Genomic DNA, 18,566 nt, shown 5'->3' on the forward strand with positions numbered 1-18,566 from the left:
CTAATGTCAGTCCTCGTGTCCACCCCTGATCGCTCCATCGAAGACGGCTCCGGGAACGACGACTGGTCGCCCGAGGACGACGAGCTGCAGCATCACGTCCCGCTGCCCGTCGAGCTGCCACTGACCGAGAACATCGCCGACGCGGCCCTCGATCTCAAGACGCAGGTGGTGCGGTTCTTGGCGACGGGTGTGCTGTCGGCGATCGTCGATCAAGGCGTCAATCTGATCCTGCATTTCGTGTTCGGCGTCGGGGTGACTCTGGCCAAGGCGATCGGGTTCGTGCTCGGCACCACCACGGCGTATCTGATCAACCGTCGGTGGACGTTCAACGCGGCACCGTCCCGGGCCCGGTTCCTCGCCGTCGTCGCACTGTACGGGGTCACCTTCGCCGTCCAGGTCGGCATCTACACCTGGCTCTACCAGGTTCTTCCCGACGGCTTCTGGTACGCCAACGTGGCTTTCGTCGTCGCGCAGGGAACGGCGACGGTCATCAACTTCCTGGTGCAGCGGTTCGTGATCTTCAAAATTCGGTAACTGTTGTGGGGCGCTGAGTTTCCTTGATCCCGGGCCGAAGTCCTGGTTCAATATGGCCTCAGGAGGGGAGTATCCCCCAGCAGCATCGTCGTCACCACGGCCCGGCAATCCGGGCCCGGCGAGCGGCCCACGTCGGGCGGGAGAGACCTCCAGTTCACAGAACTGGAGGTTGTCATGTCCGTTCCATTTTGGGCTTGGGTGGCAGTACTCGGCTTCATCGTCGCCATGCTTGCGGTCGATTTGTTCGCCCATCGGCGAGCACACGTCATCGGAGTGCGCGAAGCGGCTGTCTGGTCCGGTATCTGGGTCGCTTTCGGCGTTGGATTCGGAGTACTGATCTGGGCCACCGCCGGTGCCGAGTTCGGCCAGCAGTACTTCGCCGGCTACCTGATCGAGAAGTCGCTGGCGGTCGACAACGTGTTCGTGTGGGCCATCATCTTCACGTATTTCGCGGTGCCCAGGGAGTTGCAACACCGCGTCCTGTTCTTCGGCGTACTCGGTGCGCTGGTCTTTCGTGGCATCTTCATCGCCGGGGGATCTGCCCTCATCGCCAGCTTCAGCGCGGTGCTCTACCTCTTCGCTGCCTTCTTGATCTTCACCGGATACCGCATGGTGCGTCAGCGCAACGAGCATCTCGATCCCGAACAGTCTCGTACGCTGCGGTTCTTCCGTCGCTACGTTCCCATGACCGACGCGTTCTACGGGCAGAAGTTCGTGGTGCGCATCGGGGGCGTTGCGTTGGCCACTCCGCTGTTGGCGGTGCTGGTCCTCGTCGAAGTCACCGACATCGTCTTCGCTGTCGATTCCATCCCGGCGATCTTCGCCGTCACCGACATCCCCTTCCTGGTGTTCACCGCCAACGCATTCGCCATTCTCGGACTGCGGGCGATGTACTTTCTGCTCGCGGACCTGATGCACCGATTCGTGTACCTGAAGGTGGGACTGGCGTTGGTCCTCATCTGGGTCGGCATCAAGATGGCACTCAAGGTCGACGTGTTCTACATCCCCACCGCCGTCTCGCTCGGTGTCATCTCGTCGATTCTCGCGATCTCCGTGATACTCAGTTTGCGAGCCACCCGAGGGCAGGATGCGCACCCGCAGGTCGACCAGTCGGCGTCTCCGTTCCGGACGGCGACGGAAACGGAACTTGCTGCGGCTCAACCTTTGTGGAGCACGCGCGGTCGACGGAAAGACCGTCTGTAGCCTTCGCATCGGGTGTTGGGGCGACGCCGCACAACCGCGGTGTCGCCCCAACAACGACCAACTCAGAAGGTGGGCAGGTTTCCTGCTTCGAGGGCTTCGGTGAGGGTGGGGGCGGCTTTGTCTTTGGCGGAGAGCTCGTAGGTGAGAGGCGATCCGTCGCGGCCGGTGGTGGGCCAGTCGATGCCCAGGGCGGGGTCGAGGGGGTTGATGTCGCGGTCCAGTGCCGGGGTGTATTCGAGGCCGCACAGGTACATGACGGTGGAGTTGTCTTTCAACGACAAGATGGCGTGCCCGAGGCCTTCGGAGAGGAACACTGCTTTGCGGTCGATGTCGTCGATCAGCACGCTGTCCCATTGCCCGAACGTCGGGGAGCCGACGCGTAGGTCGACGATGACGTCGAGGAACGCTCCGCGGGCGCAGGTGACGTATTTCGCTTGCCCGGGTGGGTTGGTGGTGAAGTGGATTCCGCGCAGCACGCCGGCGGCGGAGACCGAGCAGTTCGCCTGCTTCAGATCCAGGGCTCGCCCGGTCGTTTCCTCGAAGAGACTCGCTTTGAACCATTCGAAGAACACGCCGCGGTCGTCGCCGAACTGGCGTGGGGTGTATTCGTAGGCGCCGGATATTTTCAGTTCACGAAAGGTCATCTGTTTCCTCGGTCGATCAGGTCGAGCAGGTAGCGGCCGTAGCCGGATTTGACGAGTGTCTCGGCGCGGGCGCGTAGTTCGTCGTCGGTGATGAATCCTCGTCGCCAGGCGACTTCTTCGGGGGATCCGATCTTGAGTCCTTGGCGTTGTTCGATGGTGCGCACGTAGTTGGAGGCGTCGAGGAGGGAGTCGAAGGTGCCGGTGTCGAGCCAGGCGGTGCCGCGGGGCAGGACTTCGACCTGGAGGCGGCCGGCGTCGAGGTAGTGGCGGTTGACGTCGGTGATCTCGTATTCGCCGCGGGCGGAGGGTTGCAGGTCGCGGGCGATGGCGATGACGTCGTTGTCGTAGAAGTACAGGCCGGGGACGGCGTAGTTCGATTTCGGGGCGGCCGGTTTCTCCTCGAGGGAGATGGCTTTGCGGTTGTCGTCGAATTCGATGACGCCGTAGGCGGTGGGGTCGGAGACCTCGTAGGCGAAGACGGCTCCGCCGTCGATGGTGTCGAAGCGTGAGAGTTGGGTGCCCAGGCCGGGGCCGTAGAAGATGTTGTCGCCGAGCACCAGGGCGGCGGAGTCGGTGCCGATGTGCTCGGCTCCGAGGACGAAGGCTTGGGCGAGGCCGTTGGGTTCGTGTTGGACCTGGTAGGTCAAGGAGATGCCGAATTGGGAGCCGTCGCCGAGCAGGCGCGTGAATTGGTCGGCGTCCTGGGGTGTGGTGATGATGAGGATCTCGCGGATGCCGGCGAGGATCAGGGTCGAGAGTGGGTAGTAGATCATCGGTTTGTCGTAGACCGGGACCAGCTGTTTGCTCACTCCCATCGTGATCGGATGAAGCCGTGAGCCCGTGCCGCCCGCCAGAATGATTCCCCGCATGAGCCCGAAGTCTTCCAGACCCTCCGATCACCCGCTCGGTTGTGTCGGCCTTCACTCCCACGGGATTCGATAGGGCTGAGACGGGGCTTCGGTCGTCGATGTCGGCCATTCCGACGGCCACACGATCAGCGGATCGGCTGTGAGCTCGTCCACCTCCGGAGGCAGCGGATTCGCGTCCACCTGGATTCGTTCCCAACTGCATTCACCCGACGCGACGCGGCGTGCGTAGTGGATCAGGTCGGCCGACGCTCGCGGTGAGGACGCCACGCGGGCCAGTAGTTCCGTTGTGACGGTCCGGGTTTTCAGGTCTGCGTTCGAGGCGCGTGTACGCATGGCTTCGAGCTCTACGCAGGTTGCCATCAGTCGGTCGTAGGCAGCGCGGGCGTGCGGAGGCAGGGACTCGATCATGCGTCCCTCCATGGTTCGTCGCCGGTGCCGACGGAGAAGTCCTCGTCCGGTGTGTCGAGTACCGGTCGGATATCCGCGGTCTTGCCCGCTTCGACGGCTTGCTTGCCGTCGTCGAGGAGGTCGTTCAGCGGTCGCAGTGTGTCGTCGATCTGCTGGCCCACCTGGCCTTCGGGGTCGCCGAGCGCGTCGAGGAACCCGCCGAAGTCGTCGACCACCTGCTCGATCTTCACAATGAGATCCTTGGTCAGATCCATTGCCGTCAAGCATATTTCGATGATGCTCTCCACCTGCCATGCAGTGCCGACCACCGGCACTTTCTTGAGCACGACCTTCAACGCACCGCGGGCGTTGTCGAGGGCCACTTCGGACTCGAGCAATTCGACGATCTTGCGGACCACTGCCAGCGCTGCGCCACGAAGTTGCTCGGCGATGGCTGTACAGATTGCGGCGATCGTTCGGCCGGCATGCCCTTCCCATCGCATTGCGGCGAGTTGTCGGTCGGCATAGTCGGTGAATGCCTGTGCGGCTGCACCGTTCCAGTGACCGTCGACGCGACGTACTCCTGCAGCCAACGACTCGGCTGCGGCTTCCATGGCGTCGCCCGCAATCTGGTACGCCTGACCGATTCGACGGATTTCGTTCCAGTTGCCGGTGACAGGAATGGTCGCTTCGCGTAGCGGACTCCACCCGGAGAGTTCGAAGATCGTTCGGTCGATCTCGCCGAGCCACTCGGAGGCATCGGCGAGCACGTCGCGGATGTCGTCGATGGCGGGATTGGTTGGAGGATAATCGATTCCGTGAGGATGACCGTAGTCAGCGGCACCGTCGAATTCGTCTACATGCCCGGCCGCGGCGTGATCCGAACTCCCGCGGTCGCTGCCGGGTAGCGGTGGCACAGATGTGTGGGCGTTGAGCAGGTCGCAATTCTTTCGATCTTGATCGGCATACAACCAGGCAGCTTTGTTCAGCTCGGCCCCCATCTCGCCGCAGTTGGCCGACAGGTGAACGTGTCGGGTGCGGGTCATCTCTTGGAAGCGCGCGATATACGGACGCAGCTTCTTCAGAATCTCTCCGACCACGTTCTCGCCGAGGCCGGCGTTGTCGAGTAGATAGTGGTGACTGGCCAGGGTATCGGCACCGATGCGATCGAGAAGATTACCGAGACCGGCGATTTCGGATGTTTTCGCCGCGAGCTGTTCGGTCATTCCGCCGAGCTCTTCCGTAGTGAGGAGATGAGGTCTTCGACGTCTTCGTCGGTCAGTGCGTTCTCGACATCACGGTCGGCAAGCACGACGAAGACCGCGACCTCTGCGGTGGCGAAACCGGTAGTCGTGACGACGTCGAATGTCGCGCGGGGAGGAGGGCAGTACGGCGAATCCGGTATGTCTTCCACCAGGGCTGTGTAATGGACAGCCGGAGCTCCGTCGATCTGCAGATACTTGGGGTCCCCGATCCGAACGGTGGGTTCCAAAGACCCATCTTCGTTGGTGAAGATCATCGACGCTTTCTGCACTTCTCGATAGGCGAGGACAGTCAAGTCACCGGCACGGCGACCGGTCATTCCGCTGATTGCCGAAGACTCGAACTCACCGCCTTCGCAATCGAATCGACCGTGAAGACCCATTGCGCCGTACGTTGCGGTCGACCCGTCCTCACCGACCCACTCCGAGAATCCGTCGTTCCAATTCTCCCAGTCAGCCGGAATGTCGTAAGTCCACCCGAACTTGGTGGCGATGGGCTGCGGCTGCCCGTCGGGTACCTCGATTTGCGGTGGCGGGCGTTCCATCGACGGAAAACCCGGCGGCAATGGCGGCGGCACTGTCGTCGAGCCCGTGGGTCTGGGTGACACCGGTGGCAGAGTCCGTACACCCTCGTACGGTTCCGGCACTTGCGGAGCCAGCTGCGGAATTGCCCACATGAGCCCGAACAGCAGCGTTATCAGTGCCGCGAGACGGACAAGAATTTTTCCCAGACCCATTGACGTACTCCCCCCGAAGTCGAACAGAAGCTAGCACGCGCGCCCGACAAGAACGGCCCGCACGACCCTCCACCGGTAAAGTGCCTGTTCATGAGAATTCTCGTCACGGGTGGGGCCGGGTTCATCGGCGCGAACTTCGTACATCAGACCCTCGCGCAGCGTCCCGACTCCCAGGTCACCGTGCTCGACAAGCTCACCTACGCCGGCAACAAGGCCTCCCTGGACCCCGTTGCCGATCGCATCGACTTCGTGCACGGCGACATCGCCGACGCCGATCTCGTCGACCGACTCGTCCGCGAGACCGATCTCGTCGTCCACTTCGCCGCCGAATCCCACAACGACAATTCGTTGACCGACCCGTGGCCGTTCGTGCACACCAACGTCATCGGCACCACCACGTTGCTCAACGCGGTCCGCGAGCACGACGTCCGCTACCACCACATCTCCACCGATGAGGTCTACGGCGACCTCGAACTCGACGATCCGGCGAGATTCACCGAATCGACCCCGTACAACCCGTCGAGCCCGTACTCCTCGACCAAGGCGTCGAGCGATCTGCTGGTCCGCGCGTGGACCCGATCGTTCGGGGTCCGTTCCACCATCTCGAACTGCTCCAACAACTACGGCCCGTATCAGCACGTGGAGAAGTTCATCCCGCGTCAGATCACCAACATCCTCAGCGGCTCACGCCCCAAGCTCTACGGCGCCGGGCAGAACGTGCGCGACTGGATCCACGTCGACGACCACAACAGCGCCGTCTGGGCCATCATCGACGGCGGCCGCATCGGCGAGACCTACCTCATCGGAGCCGACGGCGAAGCCAACAACCGCACCGTCCTCGAAGCGATCCTCGAAGAAACCGGCAACGCACCCGACGCCTTCGATTTCGTCACCGACCGCCCCGGCCACGACCTGCGCTACGCCATCGACTCCACCAAACTCCGCACCGAATTGGGTTGGACACCAACCTATGTCGACTTCCGCGCAGGGTTGAAAGCGACCGTCGACTGGTACCGCGACAACGAGCAGTGGTGGCGACCGCAGAAGGACGCCACCGAGGCCGTCTATGCGACGAAGGAGTCCGTACTGCCTTAGCTGCTGCGCGACATCCGATGTCGCAGCAGCAGGTACACGGCGCGCCGCATGAACGAGGTCATGAGTGCCTTGGCGTTGCCGATGCGAACGTCACTGTCGGACAACAACGTCGGGTCGCTCGCCTGGAGGGAGCGGTGGAAGTCGGCGGCCTGACGGGCCTGCTGGGTGGCGAGCTCGACGCTCCACTGTCCCGAGTTGATGCGAAACGACGCCAGCGGCTGGGGAATGGCAACGATGTCGCCGCGCAGCGCTACGGCGATGAAGGTGGCCTGGTCGATCAGGTACGGATGACTGTTGTCCCACAGTCCGACTGCGCGCAGTTCCGAGAGCTTCATCATGACGCCGCCGGGTTCACCGAAGATGTTGGCTCCGGCCCGAACTGCTGTTCTCGCGGCCACTCGACCCGACGTCTTTCCCTGTAGTCCGCCGAGTCCGCGCGCGGCGATGACGGTTTTGCTGTTGGCGTCGATCAACGTGCGTTGCGCGGCGACGAGTACCGCGGTCGGATGGGCGTCGAAAGCCTGTACCTGGGCGGCGAGCGCGGTGCGGTGGATGGTGTCGTCACCGCACACGAGTTTGATCAGCTCGCCCGATGCTTCCTCGGTGACGCGATTCCAGTTGGCCTGTGCCCCGCCGCCCGCGGGTGTGGTGAGGAGTCGAATGCGTGGATCGTCGTACTTCTGGGCAACGGCCAGGGTGCCGTCGGTCGACGAGTGGTCGGCAATGACCAGCTCGAAGTCCGTGAACGTCTGGGCGAGAATCGAATCGATGGTCTCGGCCAGGTATTCGGCGTTGTTGTACGCCGGGACGACGACGGATACTCGGGGTGTCATGGTGTGGGGTCCTGGCTCTTTCTGCGAAACGAGAAGTCGCGGTAGCCGAAGAAGCTGACGACTGCCATCACTGCTGTGACGACCAATTGGGAAGGGATGGGCGGGAAGTGGAACACCGAGACGGCGAGGGTCATCAGTGAGATGTTGGCGAGGAACGCTCCGAAGTTGACCACGAAGAACCGGAGCAGATCTCTGAAGAAGTGCCCGCGAACGCGAAACACGAGGTAGCGATACATCGCGAATGCGCACAGTACGTTGCAGAGATACCCGAGCACGATGGCGGCGTGGTAGCCGTATCGCTCGCCGATCAGCAACTGCCACACGATGAACCATGCGGTGCCCAGTGCGGTGTTGACGCCGCCGACGAGCAGAAATGCGATCTTCTGATTCTTGACGATGCGCATCAGTGGTCCCGGTGCACCGTTCATGCCGGCCGGAGGCGCGGGAGTCTGCGGTTCGGTCATCGGCCCACCGCCAGTGCCTGACGCGTCGCGAACAGGGTCGAGGCGATACCCGCAGGCAGTGTGCGGTGGGTGCGTCGATCGATCTGCGGCCAGACGGTCGACCGCAGTCGTAGGTCGCGTCCTTGGAACGCCGCGAGGGGAGAGGCGGCAAGCACTACGTTGGGGCGTCGACGAAAGACCGTTCGGCAGGCGCCGAGAATGGAACCGATGGTGACGGCCTCACCCGAGGCGAAGATCTTGACGGTCGGCGCGATACGTCGTTCGGCGGAGACGGCGAGGGCGTCGGCCACCATTTCGGCGGCGTCGCTGACGTAGAGGTAATCGCGCAGGGTGTCCATGGGGACGTAGATCGACACCGGTGAGGCCATCAGGTATCCGCGGCACAGGTGCGAGATCAACCCCTGAGGTTTCGCGAGATTCTGTCCCGGGCCGTAGAGGTTGGCGAACCGGCCGACGACAACGTTCACCCCGGTGCGGATGCCGAATTCGGTCGCGACCGACTCGGACTGCAGTTTCGCGAAACCGTAGTCACCCAACGGGATCGGCGGTGTTTCTTCGTCGTGGGGGGCTCCCGGTGCGCCGGCGTAGACGCCTCCGGCAGACGACGCGAGAAACACCGTTCCGGTGTCCGCGCGGTCCGCAGCGACGGACTCGACCCGGGCCAGTACGGTCCGGATCAGATCGTTCTCTTCGGCGAATTGTGCTGCGCTGGTGCCGTTCACGCCGGCTCCGGCGGCCCAGACGACGTTCCACGCGCCGGTCCGGAAGGAGTCGAAGAAGGCCGAACAGCGTTGTAGCAGAGTTTCTTCGGCCAGTGATCGGTCGGACCACGGGATTGCACTGGTGTGCACGTGATGTCCGCGTCGTCGAGCTTCCCGCGTCACCGATGCGCCGAGCAGTCCGCCGCTGCCGACGACCCAGGTGTGCGTCGCGTTCACGCCGGCGGTGCGGGATCGGTCGATGGTTCGGTGCGTCCGAGCGGCCCGTTTCCAGGGTCGGTCACGATCAGGTAGGGCGGCTTGCCCATGGCGGTCTTGACGTTGACGCCGACGTACTCGGCCACCACTCCGAGTGAGAACAGGGTGGCTCCGAAGCCGAACAGCAGGATCACCATCGTCGATGCCCAGCCTCGCACTTCGGCACCGGAATCGAAGACGAAGTACGACACCAGCACGTAGGCGACGAGAACGAGGCCCAGTAGCGCGAAGGCGATGCCGATGAAGGACACCAGTCGCAGACCTTTGGTGCCGCTGGAGAGCACCATGCGCCAGAAGTGCGACAGAAGCGTCCGCAGTCGGTATCCCGATCGACGGTCCACTTCTTCTCGCAGGGCCACCGGGCTCGTCGTGACGTCGCCTGCAATCCACCCGAGTGCGATGTCGAGGTATGCCTCGGAGCCGGCGTAGGCGGCAACGGATCGACCGACTTCGCCGAGGACCAGGCGGTAGCTCTGGTAGTCGACGGTGTTGTCTCCGGCCAGAGCCTTGGCGATGAGCCACTTCGCTCCGCGTGATGCGGCGTTGCGCCAGAGTCCGTGCGGTGCGACGTTCGTCGGCTTGGCGTAGACGACGGTGGATTGCCGGTCGAGGGCGGTATCGAGCATGCCGCCGATCGCGGCCGGGTCATGCTGGCCGTCCTCGTCCATCGTGACGATCCACTCGCCGCCGCTCGATGCCATGCCGGCGAGGGTGGCGGGGTGTTGGCCGAAGTTACGACTGAGCCACACGCCACGAACGAACGTATGCGCCTCGGTCAGCTGCCGGATCACGGCTGCGGAGTTGTCGGGTCCGTGGTCGAACACGAGGAGAACTTCTTCGACGATCATCGGCCGCCCGAGGGGCGTGTGGGTGACCTGCGTCAACGGGATGATCTCGTCCATCAGCGCGCTGAGCGTCCGTTCGCCCTGGTAGACCGGAACCACGATGGAGATGCGGTCCGGAGCAGCAGCGTCGGACGTCACGAGGTCTGACCCTATCTGCTGGACGTCGTACTGCCGAACTCCGGCGCGGAGGGGCGTCGACGTCGTCGAACATCGAGTACGACCAGGCCGATCAGCACCATCACCCCACCGGCCATGGCAGCGAGTCCGAGTCGTTCACCGGGCGGCCGGAAGGTGAGTTCCAGGTCCGCTGCGTCGGTGCCGGGCGGCAGGTCGACGTACAGGAAGATATCGGCCAGGCCCTTCGTCTGCAGCGGCTCACCGTTCAGAGTGGCGGTGTAGCCGGGCCAGGCCAACCGCGAGAAGACGACGCTGCCACCGGCGGGCGCGGAGACGGTGACGTGCTCGGAGTCCGCGTCGGACGAGATCGGGTCGGCGGAGGCGTTCACCGTCGCTACGACGCGTCCCGACGCGGCAGGAATCAATCCATCGACGCGTTCGAGGACGTAGACCTGCCGAGCGGAGTCGGGGGTGGGCGCGGTGACCCACTGCCAGCCTGCGGGCGCGGCCTCCCTCTCGGCCAGCGGATACTGCAGTTTCTGCAGTACGACGCGGTCGAGCTGCATCAGATCGGCATAGGTCTTGCCGGTGTACGGCTCGATCTCGAAGAGCCGGTCGAAGGCGTCGGTGCAGGTCGAACCCTCGTGCTCGAAGCACAGCAGGTTTGCGAAATCGAGGTAGCCGACGGGGGTGTAGGCGTTGACGTAGTCCAGGCCCATCACCTTGGCGGAGTTGCCGTAGACCTGCGAGTGCCACGGCAGTTGCGGGTCGTCGGGCCCGTCGGCTTCGGTCTCGGTCAGCGCACGACTGCCGAGCTGCAGCGTCGAGCCCTGCCACTGCGGGAACTGCGCCTTGGCCTCGGACTGCGAGGTGGGGAGCCACCATTTGGCGAACGGCGGTTGGTATCCGGCCACCTGGTACATCGCGATCGGCGCGATCGTGACCAGGATGAGCGCGGCGGTGGCCCGGGTGGAGAAGCGGTGGGCGAGCAGCAGGGCGAGTGCGCCGACCAGCAGGATCGCGAGCGCAGCAACGATGTGGCGGCCGAAGAACTCCGGACCCGACGAGCCGGCACGCAGCAGCAACACCAGCGTCAGCAGGCCGGCGGCGAGCAATCGGGGCCGCAGCTTGTCCAGAGTTCCGTATCGGCTGATCAGGGTGACGACGAGGATCAACGCGACGATGGCGACGAAGGGGAGGATGCGCGCGGGCCAGCGGATGGGGCCGATGTCGCTGGGGCCCGCGGTGAAGACCAGCGCGAACGCCAACAGAATCAGTGGTGCGGCCAGCTCACGCAAGGCCGCGGGCACCCGACGCCACGCGATGAACGCGAGCGCAGGGACGAGGAACCAGGCGATGTAGGTGACCGGGGCTTCGGTGGTCTCGCCTGCCCACGATTCGATGCTGGTCACGGCCGTCGGGATGCTGGCGGTCAACGATTCCGACCACGGTGCCGTCAGGAAGTTGTCGTTGAACGTTCCCTCGTCACCGCTGCGCCAGGTGACCGCGGAGGTCAGTACTCCCGGCAGGAAGGTGACGGCCCCGCAGGCTGCCGCGGCGATGCCGACGCTGCACACCTTCAGCGCCGGAGGCCACAGGCGCTGGAACAACCGTTCGCCGATCGCGACCGAGCCGATCATGACGCCGGCCATGACCGCGGCGTGGACGTATCCCACGCTGATGGCCAGGTAGAGGAACACGAACGGCACGACGGGACCGCTGTGGCCGCGGGCGTACTTCACCGAGCTCGCCCACGCGTTGGTGATGTACGCGGTGCCGATGAGGGCCGTCACCCACGAGGTGTTCTCGAAGAAGAGGGTGAAGCCGACGAACGGTGCGCTTGCGCCTGCGACGGCGGCCCAGTTGGCGCGTGCCCCGTAGACGAGCGCGACGCGGTACACACCCCAGGCCAGCAGGATCGAGAAGCCGAGTTTGACGACCGTCGCGAGCAGGACCAGGTTGTCGATCGAGGGCGAGACGTAGTTGATCGCCATCTGCACCGGGTTCCACAGTCCGCCCTGGCCTTCGACGGGATAGTTGCCCGCCATCCACTGATCGAGCACGAGGGACGGGAAGTGACCGTCGCGCATGATGCGCCCGAGTTGAAGCCAGTTGGGGATGGCACCGGATTCGGTGTCGTCGATGTAGAAGAAGCGAGGGTCGACGCTGAGCACCAAGAGATAGCCCAACACGACGACGGCAGCAATTGCCGCTCCCCAAACGAGGCGCTCTCGTCTGCTGTCGGGCAGGGAGCTGCTCGCGATCTGGGTATCCGTGGTGGGCAAGGGTCAACTCCGTGAGTTCGGGCAAAGACACCCGACTGTAGCTGTCGTCTTGCTCCCGAGCCGAAACGCCGACGCATGCACCACGCAGATGTCCGCAGGAAAGCGGCTATTGCGAGTGACCACTCTCTAAGTTATGGTTTCGTCATTCTATGACGGAGGTCACATGAACCCGAACATTCCTTTCGATGTCGTCATCGCCGGCGGAACCGTGTACGACGGATCCGGCGGCCCGGGAGTTCGGGCGGATGTGGGCATCGTCGACGGCGTCGTGCGGGCCGTGTCGTCCACTCCTCTCGAGCCGAGCGCGACGACCGAGGTGGTCGATGCCACCGGCAAGTGGGTCACGCCGGGCTTCGTGGACGTACACACCCATTACGACGCAGAGGTGTTGGTCGGGCCGGGTCTCGAAGAATCCGTCCGGCACGGGGTCACGACTGTTCTCCTGGGCAACTGTTCGTTGTCGACGCTCTATTCCACTCCGGTCGACATTGCGGACCTGTTCAGTCGGGTCGAGGCGCTGCCGCGCGATCATGTGCTCAAGGCAGTCGATGCGCACAAAAATTGGAACAGTCCCGACGAGTACATCGCAGCCCTCGAGCGCCTGCCTCTCGGGCCCAATATTGCTGCATTGGTGGGTCATTCGGATCTACGGGCGCATGTCATGGGGCTCGACCGCTCGACCGACCGCAGTCAGAAGCCCACCCGCGAAGAATGGCGTGCCATGTCCGACGCGCTCGAGAAGGCGCTCGATGCCGGGCTGCTCGGAATGTCGACCATGACGAACCCGTGGGACAAGTTGGACGGCGATCGATACCGGTCTCGTTCGTTGCCGTCCTCGTATGCGCGGTGGAGCGAATTCCGTTCTCTGCACAAGATTCTGCGTCGACGCGGTCGGCTGTTGCAGAGCATTCCGAACCTGAACACCAAGTACGACATGTTGTTCTTCCTCGCCTCGGCCACCGGGGTCGGCCGCACTCCGCTCAAGATCTCGCTGCTGGCGGCGGCCGATGCCAAGGCGTCGCCGTGGATCCATCGCGTCTTCGGCCCGCTCGCCCGGATGGTCAACGGCCCGGGCAAGGGGCAGTTCCGCTGGCAGCACCTCCCCACTACGTTCGACGTGTATTCCGACGGCATCGATCTCGTGGTGTTCGAGGAGTTCGGCTCGGGCCGCGCCGCGCTGCATCTGCGAGAAGAGTTGGGCCGCAACGAGTTGCTGTCCGACGAGGCGTACCGCCGCTGGTTCCGTGCCGACTTCGAGAAGAAGTTCAGCTCGCGCGTGTGGCATCGGGACTTCGCCGACGCCGAGATCACCGAGTGCCCCGACGCCTCGGTCGTCGGAAAGAACATCGCGGAGGTCGCGGCCGAACGTGGTGTGCACGTGGTGGACGCGTTCCTCGATCTGGTGGTCGAGCACGGCCGAAAGTTGCGCTGGCACACGACGGTTGCCAATCACCGCAAGCGGCAGATGGACAAGCTGATCAATCAGCCCGGGGTGACCGTTGGTTTCTCCGATGCCGGCGCTCATCTGCGCAACATGGCGTTCTACAACTTCGGCATTCGGTTGCTGCACCGCGTGCACGACGCGCGAAACGATCGCCGGCCGTTCATGACCGTCGAGAAGGCCGTGCACAAGCTCAGCGGCGAACTGGCCGACTTCTACGGTGTCGACGCCGGGCACCTGCGGGTGGGGGACCGTGCCGATATCGTCGTGATCGACCCGGAGGGCCTGAACGAGGATGTCCTGGCCTATCGCGAGGAGACCATGCCGGAATTCGGTGGCCTGAGCCGCATGGTCAATCGCAACGACCGAGCGGTCACCGCCACTCTGGTCGCGGGCCGAGTGGTGTTCTCCGGCGGCACCTTTGCGCCCTGGTTCGGTGTGTCGGAGCGGGCCGGTAGCTTCCTGCGGGCAGGCACTCCCACCGCCCCGCGACGCCGGGAGCGTGTGTGAGTGGCGAGTCAACAACAGCGCCGAACCGAGACCATCGGAAAACTGCTCGACGCGACTATCGCATCGTTGTGCGAGAAGGGTTACGCCGCAACCAGTGTCAGTGAAATCGTCAGCCGGGCCGGGGTGTCGTCCGGGGCCATGTTTCGGCATTTCGACACCAGGCTCGACCTGATCGTCGCCGCAGCCGACGAGGTTCGTCGACGTCAGTTCGAGGAGTTTCGCCGCGGCCTGTCCGGTTTCGGCAGTGCGTCCATCGAGCACTGTCTCGAACTGCTCAGAGCAGCGTGCCGCGCCCCGATCAACGGGGCCTGGTACGAGCTGTTGACCGCCGCCCGCAGCGACGACGAGCTGCGAGAGAGACTGCAGCCGTTCACCGTTCGATATCACGAGCAGATCGCCGAACTTGCTCGTGCGCTTCCCGTTGCCGGCGTGATCGATCCGCAGCATCTGGAAACGGTGGTCTTCAGTGTCGTCCACCTGCTCGACGGCGAGGCGTTGGCAGCCGTGGTTCATCCGCAGCCCGAGCAGGAAGCCATGCGGCTGAAGATGATTGCCCACCTGCTGCGCGGCGGCGCACTGCATGCCCTGACCGACGCGGGATGACCCACTGGACGGTACGCATCGCCGGTGCCGAGCTTCCCGTCTTCGAATACGGGGACCCGGCGGCTGAGTCCACAGTGCTGCTGGTGCACGGCTATCCCGACAACCGTCACGTGTTCGATCCGCTGATCACCGCGCTGGGTGACGCGGTCCGGGTGATCGCCTACGACACACGAGGCAGCGGAGCGTCCGTGCTGGAGCCCGCGGCAGACGTCGCCATCGAGCAGCTGGCGCGGGACGCCTTCGCGGTGGTCGAGTCGATTCCGGGCCTCACCGGCAAGGTGCACGTCTTCGCCCACGACTGGGGGTCGGTCCAGATGTGGGAGGCGATGGCCTCGCCTCGGGCGAGCACCGCATTCGCGTCGTACACGTCGGTGTCCGGGCCCAGTCTGGATCATCTGCGGCAGGTGGCGCGGGCGCGGTCGGTCCGGCCGCATCGGTGGCCGTCACTGGTGGGACAGTTGGCCAGGTCCTGGTACGTCTTCGGGTTTCACGTGCCCGTCCTGCGATCGCGAGTACCGGCTCTGCTGGCCCGACTGCAGGCCGAGGGCGAGCCGACCCCGACGGCGGCCGACCAACAGCGCGGCATCGCGCTGTACCGGGCCAACGTGCTGCGGCGTGTGCTCCGTGGACCCGATCCGCGGTGCTTCGTCCCGACCACCGTGGTGGTCCCGACACACGACCCGATGCTGTCGACGAACCTCACCGAGGGTCTCGATCGGTGGATCCCCGACCTGCGCGTCGTTCACGTCGAGGCGGGCCACTGGTGGCCGTACACGCACCCGGCCGACGCCGCTCGGGTGCTGCTGGAGAGGGTGCGGGAAGGGGAGTAGGTGGCGGGCAGTGCGGCGAGCGTCGGACGGATCGGCCGTGGGCTGTGCAACCATGGTCAGTGGTCTTCTTCTCGGTACGGCCACACCTGTGATCGCTCGAACTGTCACTACTCGAACTGGATGGGGTATTTCTCGGTATGGACGGCACTGCTCTCGATCGTCTCGGTTCCTCGGACGTGCCGGCTACCGCCGGCGGTGACGACACGGCCGAACTGACAGTTCAGAGGCTTCTGTTCGACGGCCCGTCGCCCCTGGTCAGCGCAGACATGTACAGCGAGGTCCGCAAGGGCAACGCCGAGCGCACCCGCACCGGTGTCCGGATCGCCAAGCGCAGCGTCGTACATACCAACAGCTACTTCGGACGGTTCCCGGCCAGCTACTGGCAGCGGTGGACCACCGTCACCGAGGTGGTGTTCCGGGCGACCGTCGCCGGTGCCGGCCGGATCGATCTGGTGGCCACGGACTACAAGGGTCACGAGCGCACGATGGCCAGCACAACGGTCGATTCCGCGAACGCGTCGACTCAGTTGGCCGTTCCCGTCGCCACCACGCAGTTCCTCGACGGCGGCGCACTGTTCGTTCGTTTCACCACGACGTCGAGCGAGCTGTCGGTACAGGACGCGGAGTGGACCGTCGCCGCTCCCGAGAAGTTGCGACCCACCTCGGTGGTGATCTGCACGTTCAACCGCGCCGACGACTGCGCCAACACCGTCGCAGCAATGGCCGACGACCCGATCGCTCTGCTCGGCGTCGACAACGTCTACGTCGTCGATCAGGGCACCGATCAGGTGCAGACGCGCGAGAAGTTCCAGCGCGTCGCGGCCGAACTGGGCGACAAGCTCGTCTACATCACGCAGCCCAACCTCGGCGGCGCGGGCGGATTCACTCGCGGGCTCTACGAGGTGCAGGGCAAGGGCGGCGATCCGGCCAACGTGATCTTCATGGACGACGACGTGCTGTGCGAGCCCGAGGCGATCGTGCGCATGAACTCGTTCGCAAACATGACCGTCGAGCCGGCGATCATCGGCGCCCAGATGCTGTACCTGCTGCACCCCGACCGCGTGCACGTCGGTGCCGAGGTGGCCAACCTGCAGAAGCTCGAGGCCGGAGTCCACGTCAAGAACGCGGTATCGGACAAGAGCGCATTCAAGCGCAAGCGTCAGCAGGACGTCCGCGTCGACGCCGGATACAACGGCTGGTGGTCGTGCCTCATCCCGTCGGAGATCGTCGGGCAGGTCGGCTACCCGTTGCCGCTGTTCTTCCAGTGGGACGACATCGAGTACGGATACCGTTCGCGCGCAAACGGATTCGCCACCGTCACGCTGCCGGGCGCAGCGGTGTGGCACGCCGACTTCGCGTGGAAGGACTGGGACGAGTGGCACCGCTACTTCAACCTGCGCAACGGCATGATCACCGCCGCCCTGCACATCGAACTCGACGGTAAGACGCTCGCCAAGCAGCTGTTCACCGACCTGCTTCGCTACCTGGTGTCGATGCAGTATGGCATGGCGTACACGCTGATCAAGTCCGTCGAGGACTTCCTGGCCGGTCCGGAACATCTGCTCGACGGCGGCATGGACGCGGCCGGTTCCATTCGGCGCGAGCGCGCAGCGTACGGAGAAACCAAGCGGCACAACGCCAACGACGTACCGGGGGTGCGTCCGGCCGACATGTTCATCACCCCGGCCGGCCCGCACCCGAAGAAGAGCATGGAATTCGCCGTGCTCGCCAAGCGCGTCCTCAACCAGTGGCGCGGCACGGTGGATCCGGGCCCCGTTTCCATCTCGGCCGACGACGCGCACTGGTGGCACGTCTCGCTGTTCTCCCACGCGATCGTCACCGACCGCTCGCAAGAGGGCGTCCGAGTTCGCAAGCGCAACAAGGCACATGCCGTCGAGCTGCTCAAGCGCGGGGTGTCGGCACTCAAGCGTCTGCGCACCGAGACACCCGCCGTGGCAGCGTCGTACCGCGCCGCCGTCCCACAGCTGACGAGCCGCGAGAACTGGGCTCGTCTCTACGGGCAGTAGCTAGTTCGACCGGACCTTGGGTGCCGTGCGAATCCGTACGACGACCTGTTCGTTGTCGGCGGTGTACCCGAGGTAGTCGAATTCGGTGCCGGTGCGTGCGACGAATTCCGTCCACGCCCGGTACTCGTGGTTGCGCCAGCCGGGGAAGTTGAAGTACTCGTCGAACACGATGACGGTGCCCACTGCGAGTCGATCGGCCACGAGGTCCAGCACGGTGACCGTCGACGAGTACAGGTCGGCGTCGAGGTGCAGGAAGGCCAATTTCTCGTGGTGGCCCTTCAGGAATCCCGGCAGCGAATCCTCGAACAGCCCCGGGACGATCTGTGCGCCGGGCACTTCGGGGATCGTGTCCTGCTCGAAGAGTCCCTTCGGAAAGCCCGTACGCCAGGTCTCGGGTAGGCCGGAGAACACGTCGAATCCGGCGACGACGGTGATGTCCTTACGCGACGCCAATTCCTCGGCGATGATCTCGAGCGTCGTCCCGCTGGCCACTCCGAACTCGAGCGCCATGCCGCGGATGGAGACCTCACCGAGTGCGAATCGCAGCGTGGCGTGCGGCCGCAGGAAGGTCGGGGCCTCCGGCATCATCTCTTCGGCGAACTCTGCGCTCTGGGCGGCGGCTTCGACGTCGGAAGCGTACGGAATGTCGCGACGCATCCGCATTTCGAGACCGCGAATGAAGGCGTGCAAATCGTCGATCTCACGTCGTTGACGTTCGAGGACGTCGAGCAATTTCGCTTGCTGATCGCTGGTCTGCTCGGCCAGCTGCGCGGTCTGCTGCGCCAGAACCTCACCGATTGCTCGTTGAAGTTTTTCTCGAGCCGACGACTTGATGCGATCCGCGAGCTTCCGAGGTTCCGTCATGGGCACACGGTAGCTGGTGAGGACGCGTTCGCAAACACG

General features: G+C 64.5%; 18 protein-coding genes. 7 read left to right on the top strand and 11 right to left on the bottom strand.

The genetic code is table 11. The features are described 5' to 3' along the window. Positions 1 to 15 precede the first annotated feature (15 nt). Together RFA01S_RS02305 and RFA01S_RS02310 are read left to right on the top strand one after the other, a co-directional pair. Complete coding sequence (locus tag RFA01S_RS02305; protein WP_080729430.1) at positions 16 to 534, top strand: GtrA family protein; 519 nt, start codon at positions 16 to 18, stop codon at positions 532 to 534. A 174-nt stretch (positions 535 to 708) separates the two neighbouring features. Further along, a complete protein-coding gene (locus RFA01S_RS02310) occupies positions 709 to 1,737 on the top strand; it encodes a TerC family protein (protein ID WP_032407205.1) in 1,029 nt (342 codons plus the stop codon). Positions 1,738 to 1,799: 62 nt separating this feature from the next. Here the strand turns inward: RFA01S_RS02310 and RFA01S_RS02315 are convergent, their stop codons facing one another. From RFA01S_RS02315 to RFA01S_RS02335, 5 genes are read right to left on the bottom strand one after another with little or no spacing between them, the layout of a single operon-like run. Continuing rightward, positions 1,800 to 2,381 (bottom strand): dTDP-4-dehydrorhamnose 3,5-epimerase family protein, encoded by a 582-nt coding sequence (locus RFA01S_RS02315; RefSeq protein ID WP_072691981.1) that lies wholly within the window; start codon positions 2,379 to 2,381, stop codon positions 1,800 to 1,802. Next, positions 2,378 to 3,250, bottom strand: coding sequence for a glucose-1-phosphate thymidylyltransferase RfbA (rfbA, locus tag RFA01S_RS02320; RefSeq protein ID WP_072691982.1), 873 nt, complete (start codon positions 3,248 to 3,250; stop codon positions 2,378 to 2,380). The genes RFA01S_RS02315 and rfbA overlap by 4 nt, the downstream gene beginning before the upstream one ends. A gap of 51 nt (positions 3,251 to 3,301) precedes the next feature. Next, positions 3,302 to 3,658 carry a hypothetical protein gene (locus tag RFA01S_RS02325; RefSeq protein ID WP_032407938.1) on the bottom strand — a complete coding sequence of 119 codons (357 nt, stop codon included), beginning with the start codon at positions 3,656 to 3,658 and terminating at the stop codon, positions 3,302 to 3,304. Continuing rightward, a complete protein-coding gene (locus tag RFA01S_RS02330; protein ID WP_032407816.1) occupies positions 3,655 to 4,863 on the bottom strand; it encodes a WXG100 family type VII secretion target in 1,209 nt (402 codons plus the stop codon). Before RFA01S_RS02330 ends, RFA01S_RS02325 begins: the two co-directional genes overlap by 4 nt. Beyond that, complete coding sequence (locus RFA01S_RS02335; protein ID WP_052060794.1) at positions 4,860 to 5,636, bottom strand: DUF8017 domain-containing protein; 777 nt, start codon at positions 5,634 to 5,636, stop codon at positions 4,860 to 4,862. The genes RFA01S_RS02330 and RFA01S_RS02335 overlap by 4 nt, the downstream gene beginning before the upstream one ends. Positions 5,637 to 5,726: 90 nt before the next feature. Here RFA01S_RS02335 and rfbB point away from each other — a divergent pair, with 90 nt between their 5' ends. Further along, complete coding sequence (gene rfbB, locus RFA01S_RS02340; protein ID WP_032407817.1) at positions 5,727 to 6,731, top strand: dTDP-glucose 4,6-dehydratase; 1,005 nt, start codon at positions 5,727 to 5,729, stop codon at positions 6,729 to 6,731. On the opposite strand, the gene RFA01S_RS02345 is transcribed toward rfbB, so the two are convergent. Genes RFA01S_RS02345 through RFA01S_RS02365 form a run of 5 tightly spaced genes read right to left on the bottom strand, consistent with a single transcriptional unit; the run spans position 6,728 to position 12,252 of the window. Next, on the bottom strand, positions 6,728 to 7,564 hold the full coding sequence (locus RFA01S_RS02345) for a glycosyltransferase family 2 protein (RefSeq protein WP_032374163.1): 837 nt from the start codon (positions 7,562 to 7,564) through the stop codon (positions 6,728 to 6,730). The genes rfbB and RFA01S_RS02345 overlap by 4 nt on opposite strands. Next, on the bottom strand, positions 7,561 to 8,028 hold the full coding sequence (locus RFA01S_RS02350; protein WP_032374162.1) for a GtrA family protein: 468 nt from the start codon (positions 8,026 to 8,028) through the stop codon (positions 7,561 to 7,563). The genes RFA01S_RS02345 and RFA01S_RS02350 overlap by 4 nt, the downstream gene beginning before the upstream one ends. After that, positions 8,025 to 8,966 (bottom strand): NAD-dependent epimerase/dehydratase family protein, encoded by a 942-nt coding sequence (locus RFA01S_RS02355; protein WP_032392948.1) that lies wholly within the window; start codon positions 8,964 to 8,966, stop codon positions 8,025 to 8,027. Before RFA01S_RS02355 ends, RFA01S_RS02350 begins: the two co-directional genes overlap by 4 nt. After that, positions 8,963 to 9,958 carry a glycosyltransferase gene (locus RFA01S_RS02360; RefSeq protein WP_032367283.1) on the bottom strand — a complete coding sequence of 332 codons (996 nt, stop codon included), beginning with the start codon at positions 9,956 to 9,958 and terminating at the stop codon, positions 8,963 to 8,965. Before RFA01S_RS02360 ends, RFA01S_RS02355 begins: the two co-directional genes overlap by 4 nt. Before the next feature lie 41 nt (positions 9,959 to 9,999). Further along, positions 10,000 to 12,252 (bottom strand): hypothetical protein, encoded by a 2,253-nt coding sequence (locus tag RFA01S_RS02365; protein WP_084819034.1) that lies wholly within the window; start codon positions 12,250 to 12,252, stop codon positions 10,000 to 10,002. 163 nt (positions 12,253 to 12,415) lie between these two features. On the opposite strand from RFA01S_RS02365, the gene RFA01S_RS02370 reads away from it, so the two are divergent. The 4 genes from RFA01S_RS02370 (at position 12,416) to RFA01S_RS02385 (ending at position 17,663) form a co-directional block, all read left to right on the top strand. Beyond that, on the top strand, positions 12,416 to 14,203 hold the full coding sequence (locus RFA01S_RS02370; protein ID WP_032407818.1) for an N-acyl-D-amino-acid deacylase family protein: 1,788 nt from the start codon (positions 12,416 to 12,418) through the stop codon (positions 14,201 to 14,203). Continuing rightward, a complete protein-coding gene (locus RFA01S_RS02375) occupies positions 14,204 to 14,806 on the top strand; it encodes a TetR/AcrR family transcriptional regulator (protein WP_032407819.1) in 603 nt (200 codons plus the stop codon). Continuing rightward, positions 14,803 to 15,636, top strand: coding sequence for an alpha/beta fold hydrolase (locus tag RFA01S_RS02380; RefSeq protein ID WP_032407820.1), 834 nt, complete (start codon positions 14,803 to 14,805; stop codon positions 15,634 to 15,636). The genes RFA01S_RS02375 and RFA01S_RS02380 overlap by 4 nt, the downstream gene beginning before the upstream one ends. Positions 15,637 to 15,773: 137 nt before the next feature. Then, a complete protein-coding gene (locus RFA01S_RS02385; protein ID WP_032382981.1) occupies positions 15,774 to 17,663 on the top strand; it encodes a glycosyltransferase in 1,890 nt (629 codons plus the stop codon). Here RFA01S_RS02385 and RFA01S_RS02390 read toward each other — a convergent pair whose 3' ends face one another. After that, entirely contained in the window at positions 17,664 to 18,527 is an 864-nt protein-coding gene (locus RFA01S_RS02390; RefSeq protein ID WP_032366779.1) for a TylF/MycF/NovP-related O-methyltransferase, read from the bottom strand. Between the last annotated feature and the right edge of the window lie 39 nt (positions 18,528 to 18,566).

The organism is Rhodococcoides fascians NBRC 12155 = LMG 3623 (assembly GCF_001894785.1).
GTDB classification, from domain to species: Bacteria; Actinomycetota; Actinomycetes; order Mycobacteriales; family Mycobacteriaceae; genus Rhodococcoides; species Rhodococcoides fascians.

Bases quoted from the DNA above. Each gene is read 5' to 3' on its own strand.
- RFA01S_RS02310 (WP_032407205.1), top strand. From the start codon at position 709: ATGTCCGTTCCATTTTGGGCTTGGGTGGCAGTACTCGGCTTCATCGTC.
- RFA01S_RS02315 (WP_072691981.1), bottom strand. From the start codon at position 2,381: ATGACCTTTCGTGAACTGAAAATATCCGGCGCCTACGAATACACCCCA.
- rfbA (WP_072691982.1), bottom strand. From the start codon at position 3,250: ATGCGGGGAATCATTCTGGCGGGCGGCACGGGCTCACGGCTTCATCCG.
- RFA01S_RS02325 (WP_032407938.1), bottom strand. From the start codon at position 3,658: ATGATCGAGTCCCTGCCTCCGCACGCCCGCGCTGCCTACGACCGACTG.
- RFA01S_RS02330 (WP_032407816.1), bottom strand. From the start codon at position 4,863: ATGACCGAACAGCTCGCGGCGAAAACATCCGAAATCGCCGGTCTCGGT.
- RFA01S_RS02335 (WP_052060794.1), bottom strand. From the start codon at position 5,636: ATGGGTCTGGGAAAAATTCTTGTCCGTCTCGCGGCACTGATAACGCTG.
- rfbB (WP_032407817.1), top strand. From the start codon at position 5,727: ATGAGAATTCTCGTCACGGGTGGGGCCGGGTTCATCGGCGCGAACTTC.
- RFA01S_RS02345 (WP_032374163.1), bottom strand. From the start codon at position 7,564: ATGACACCCCGAGTATCCGTCGTCGTCCCGGCGTACAACAACGCCGAA.
- RFA01S_RS02350 (WP_032374162.1), bottom strand. From the start codon at position 8,028: ATGACCGAACCGCAGACTCCCGCGCCTCCGGCCGGCATGAACGGTGCA.
- RFA01S_RS02370 (WP_032407818.1), top strand. From the start codon at position 12,416: ATGAACCCGAACATTCCTTTCGATGTCGTCATCGCCGGCGGAACCGTG.
- RFA01S_RS02380 (WP_032407820.1), top strand. From the start codon at position 14,803: ATGACCCACTGGACGGTACGCATCGCCGGTGCCGAGCTTCCCGTCTTC.
- RFA01S_RS02385 (WP_032382981.1), top strand. From the start codon at position 15,774: ATGGACGGCACTGCTCTCGATCGTCTCGGTTCCTCGGACGTGCCGGCT.
- RFA01S_RS02390 (WP_032366779.1), bottom strand. From the start codon at position 18,527: ATGACGGAACCTCGGAAGCTCGCGGATCGCATCAAGTCGTCGGCTCGA.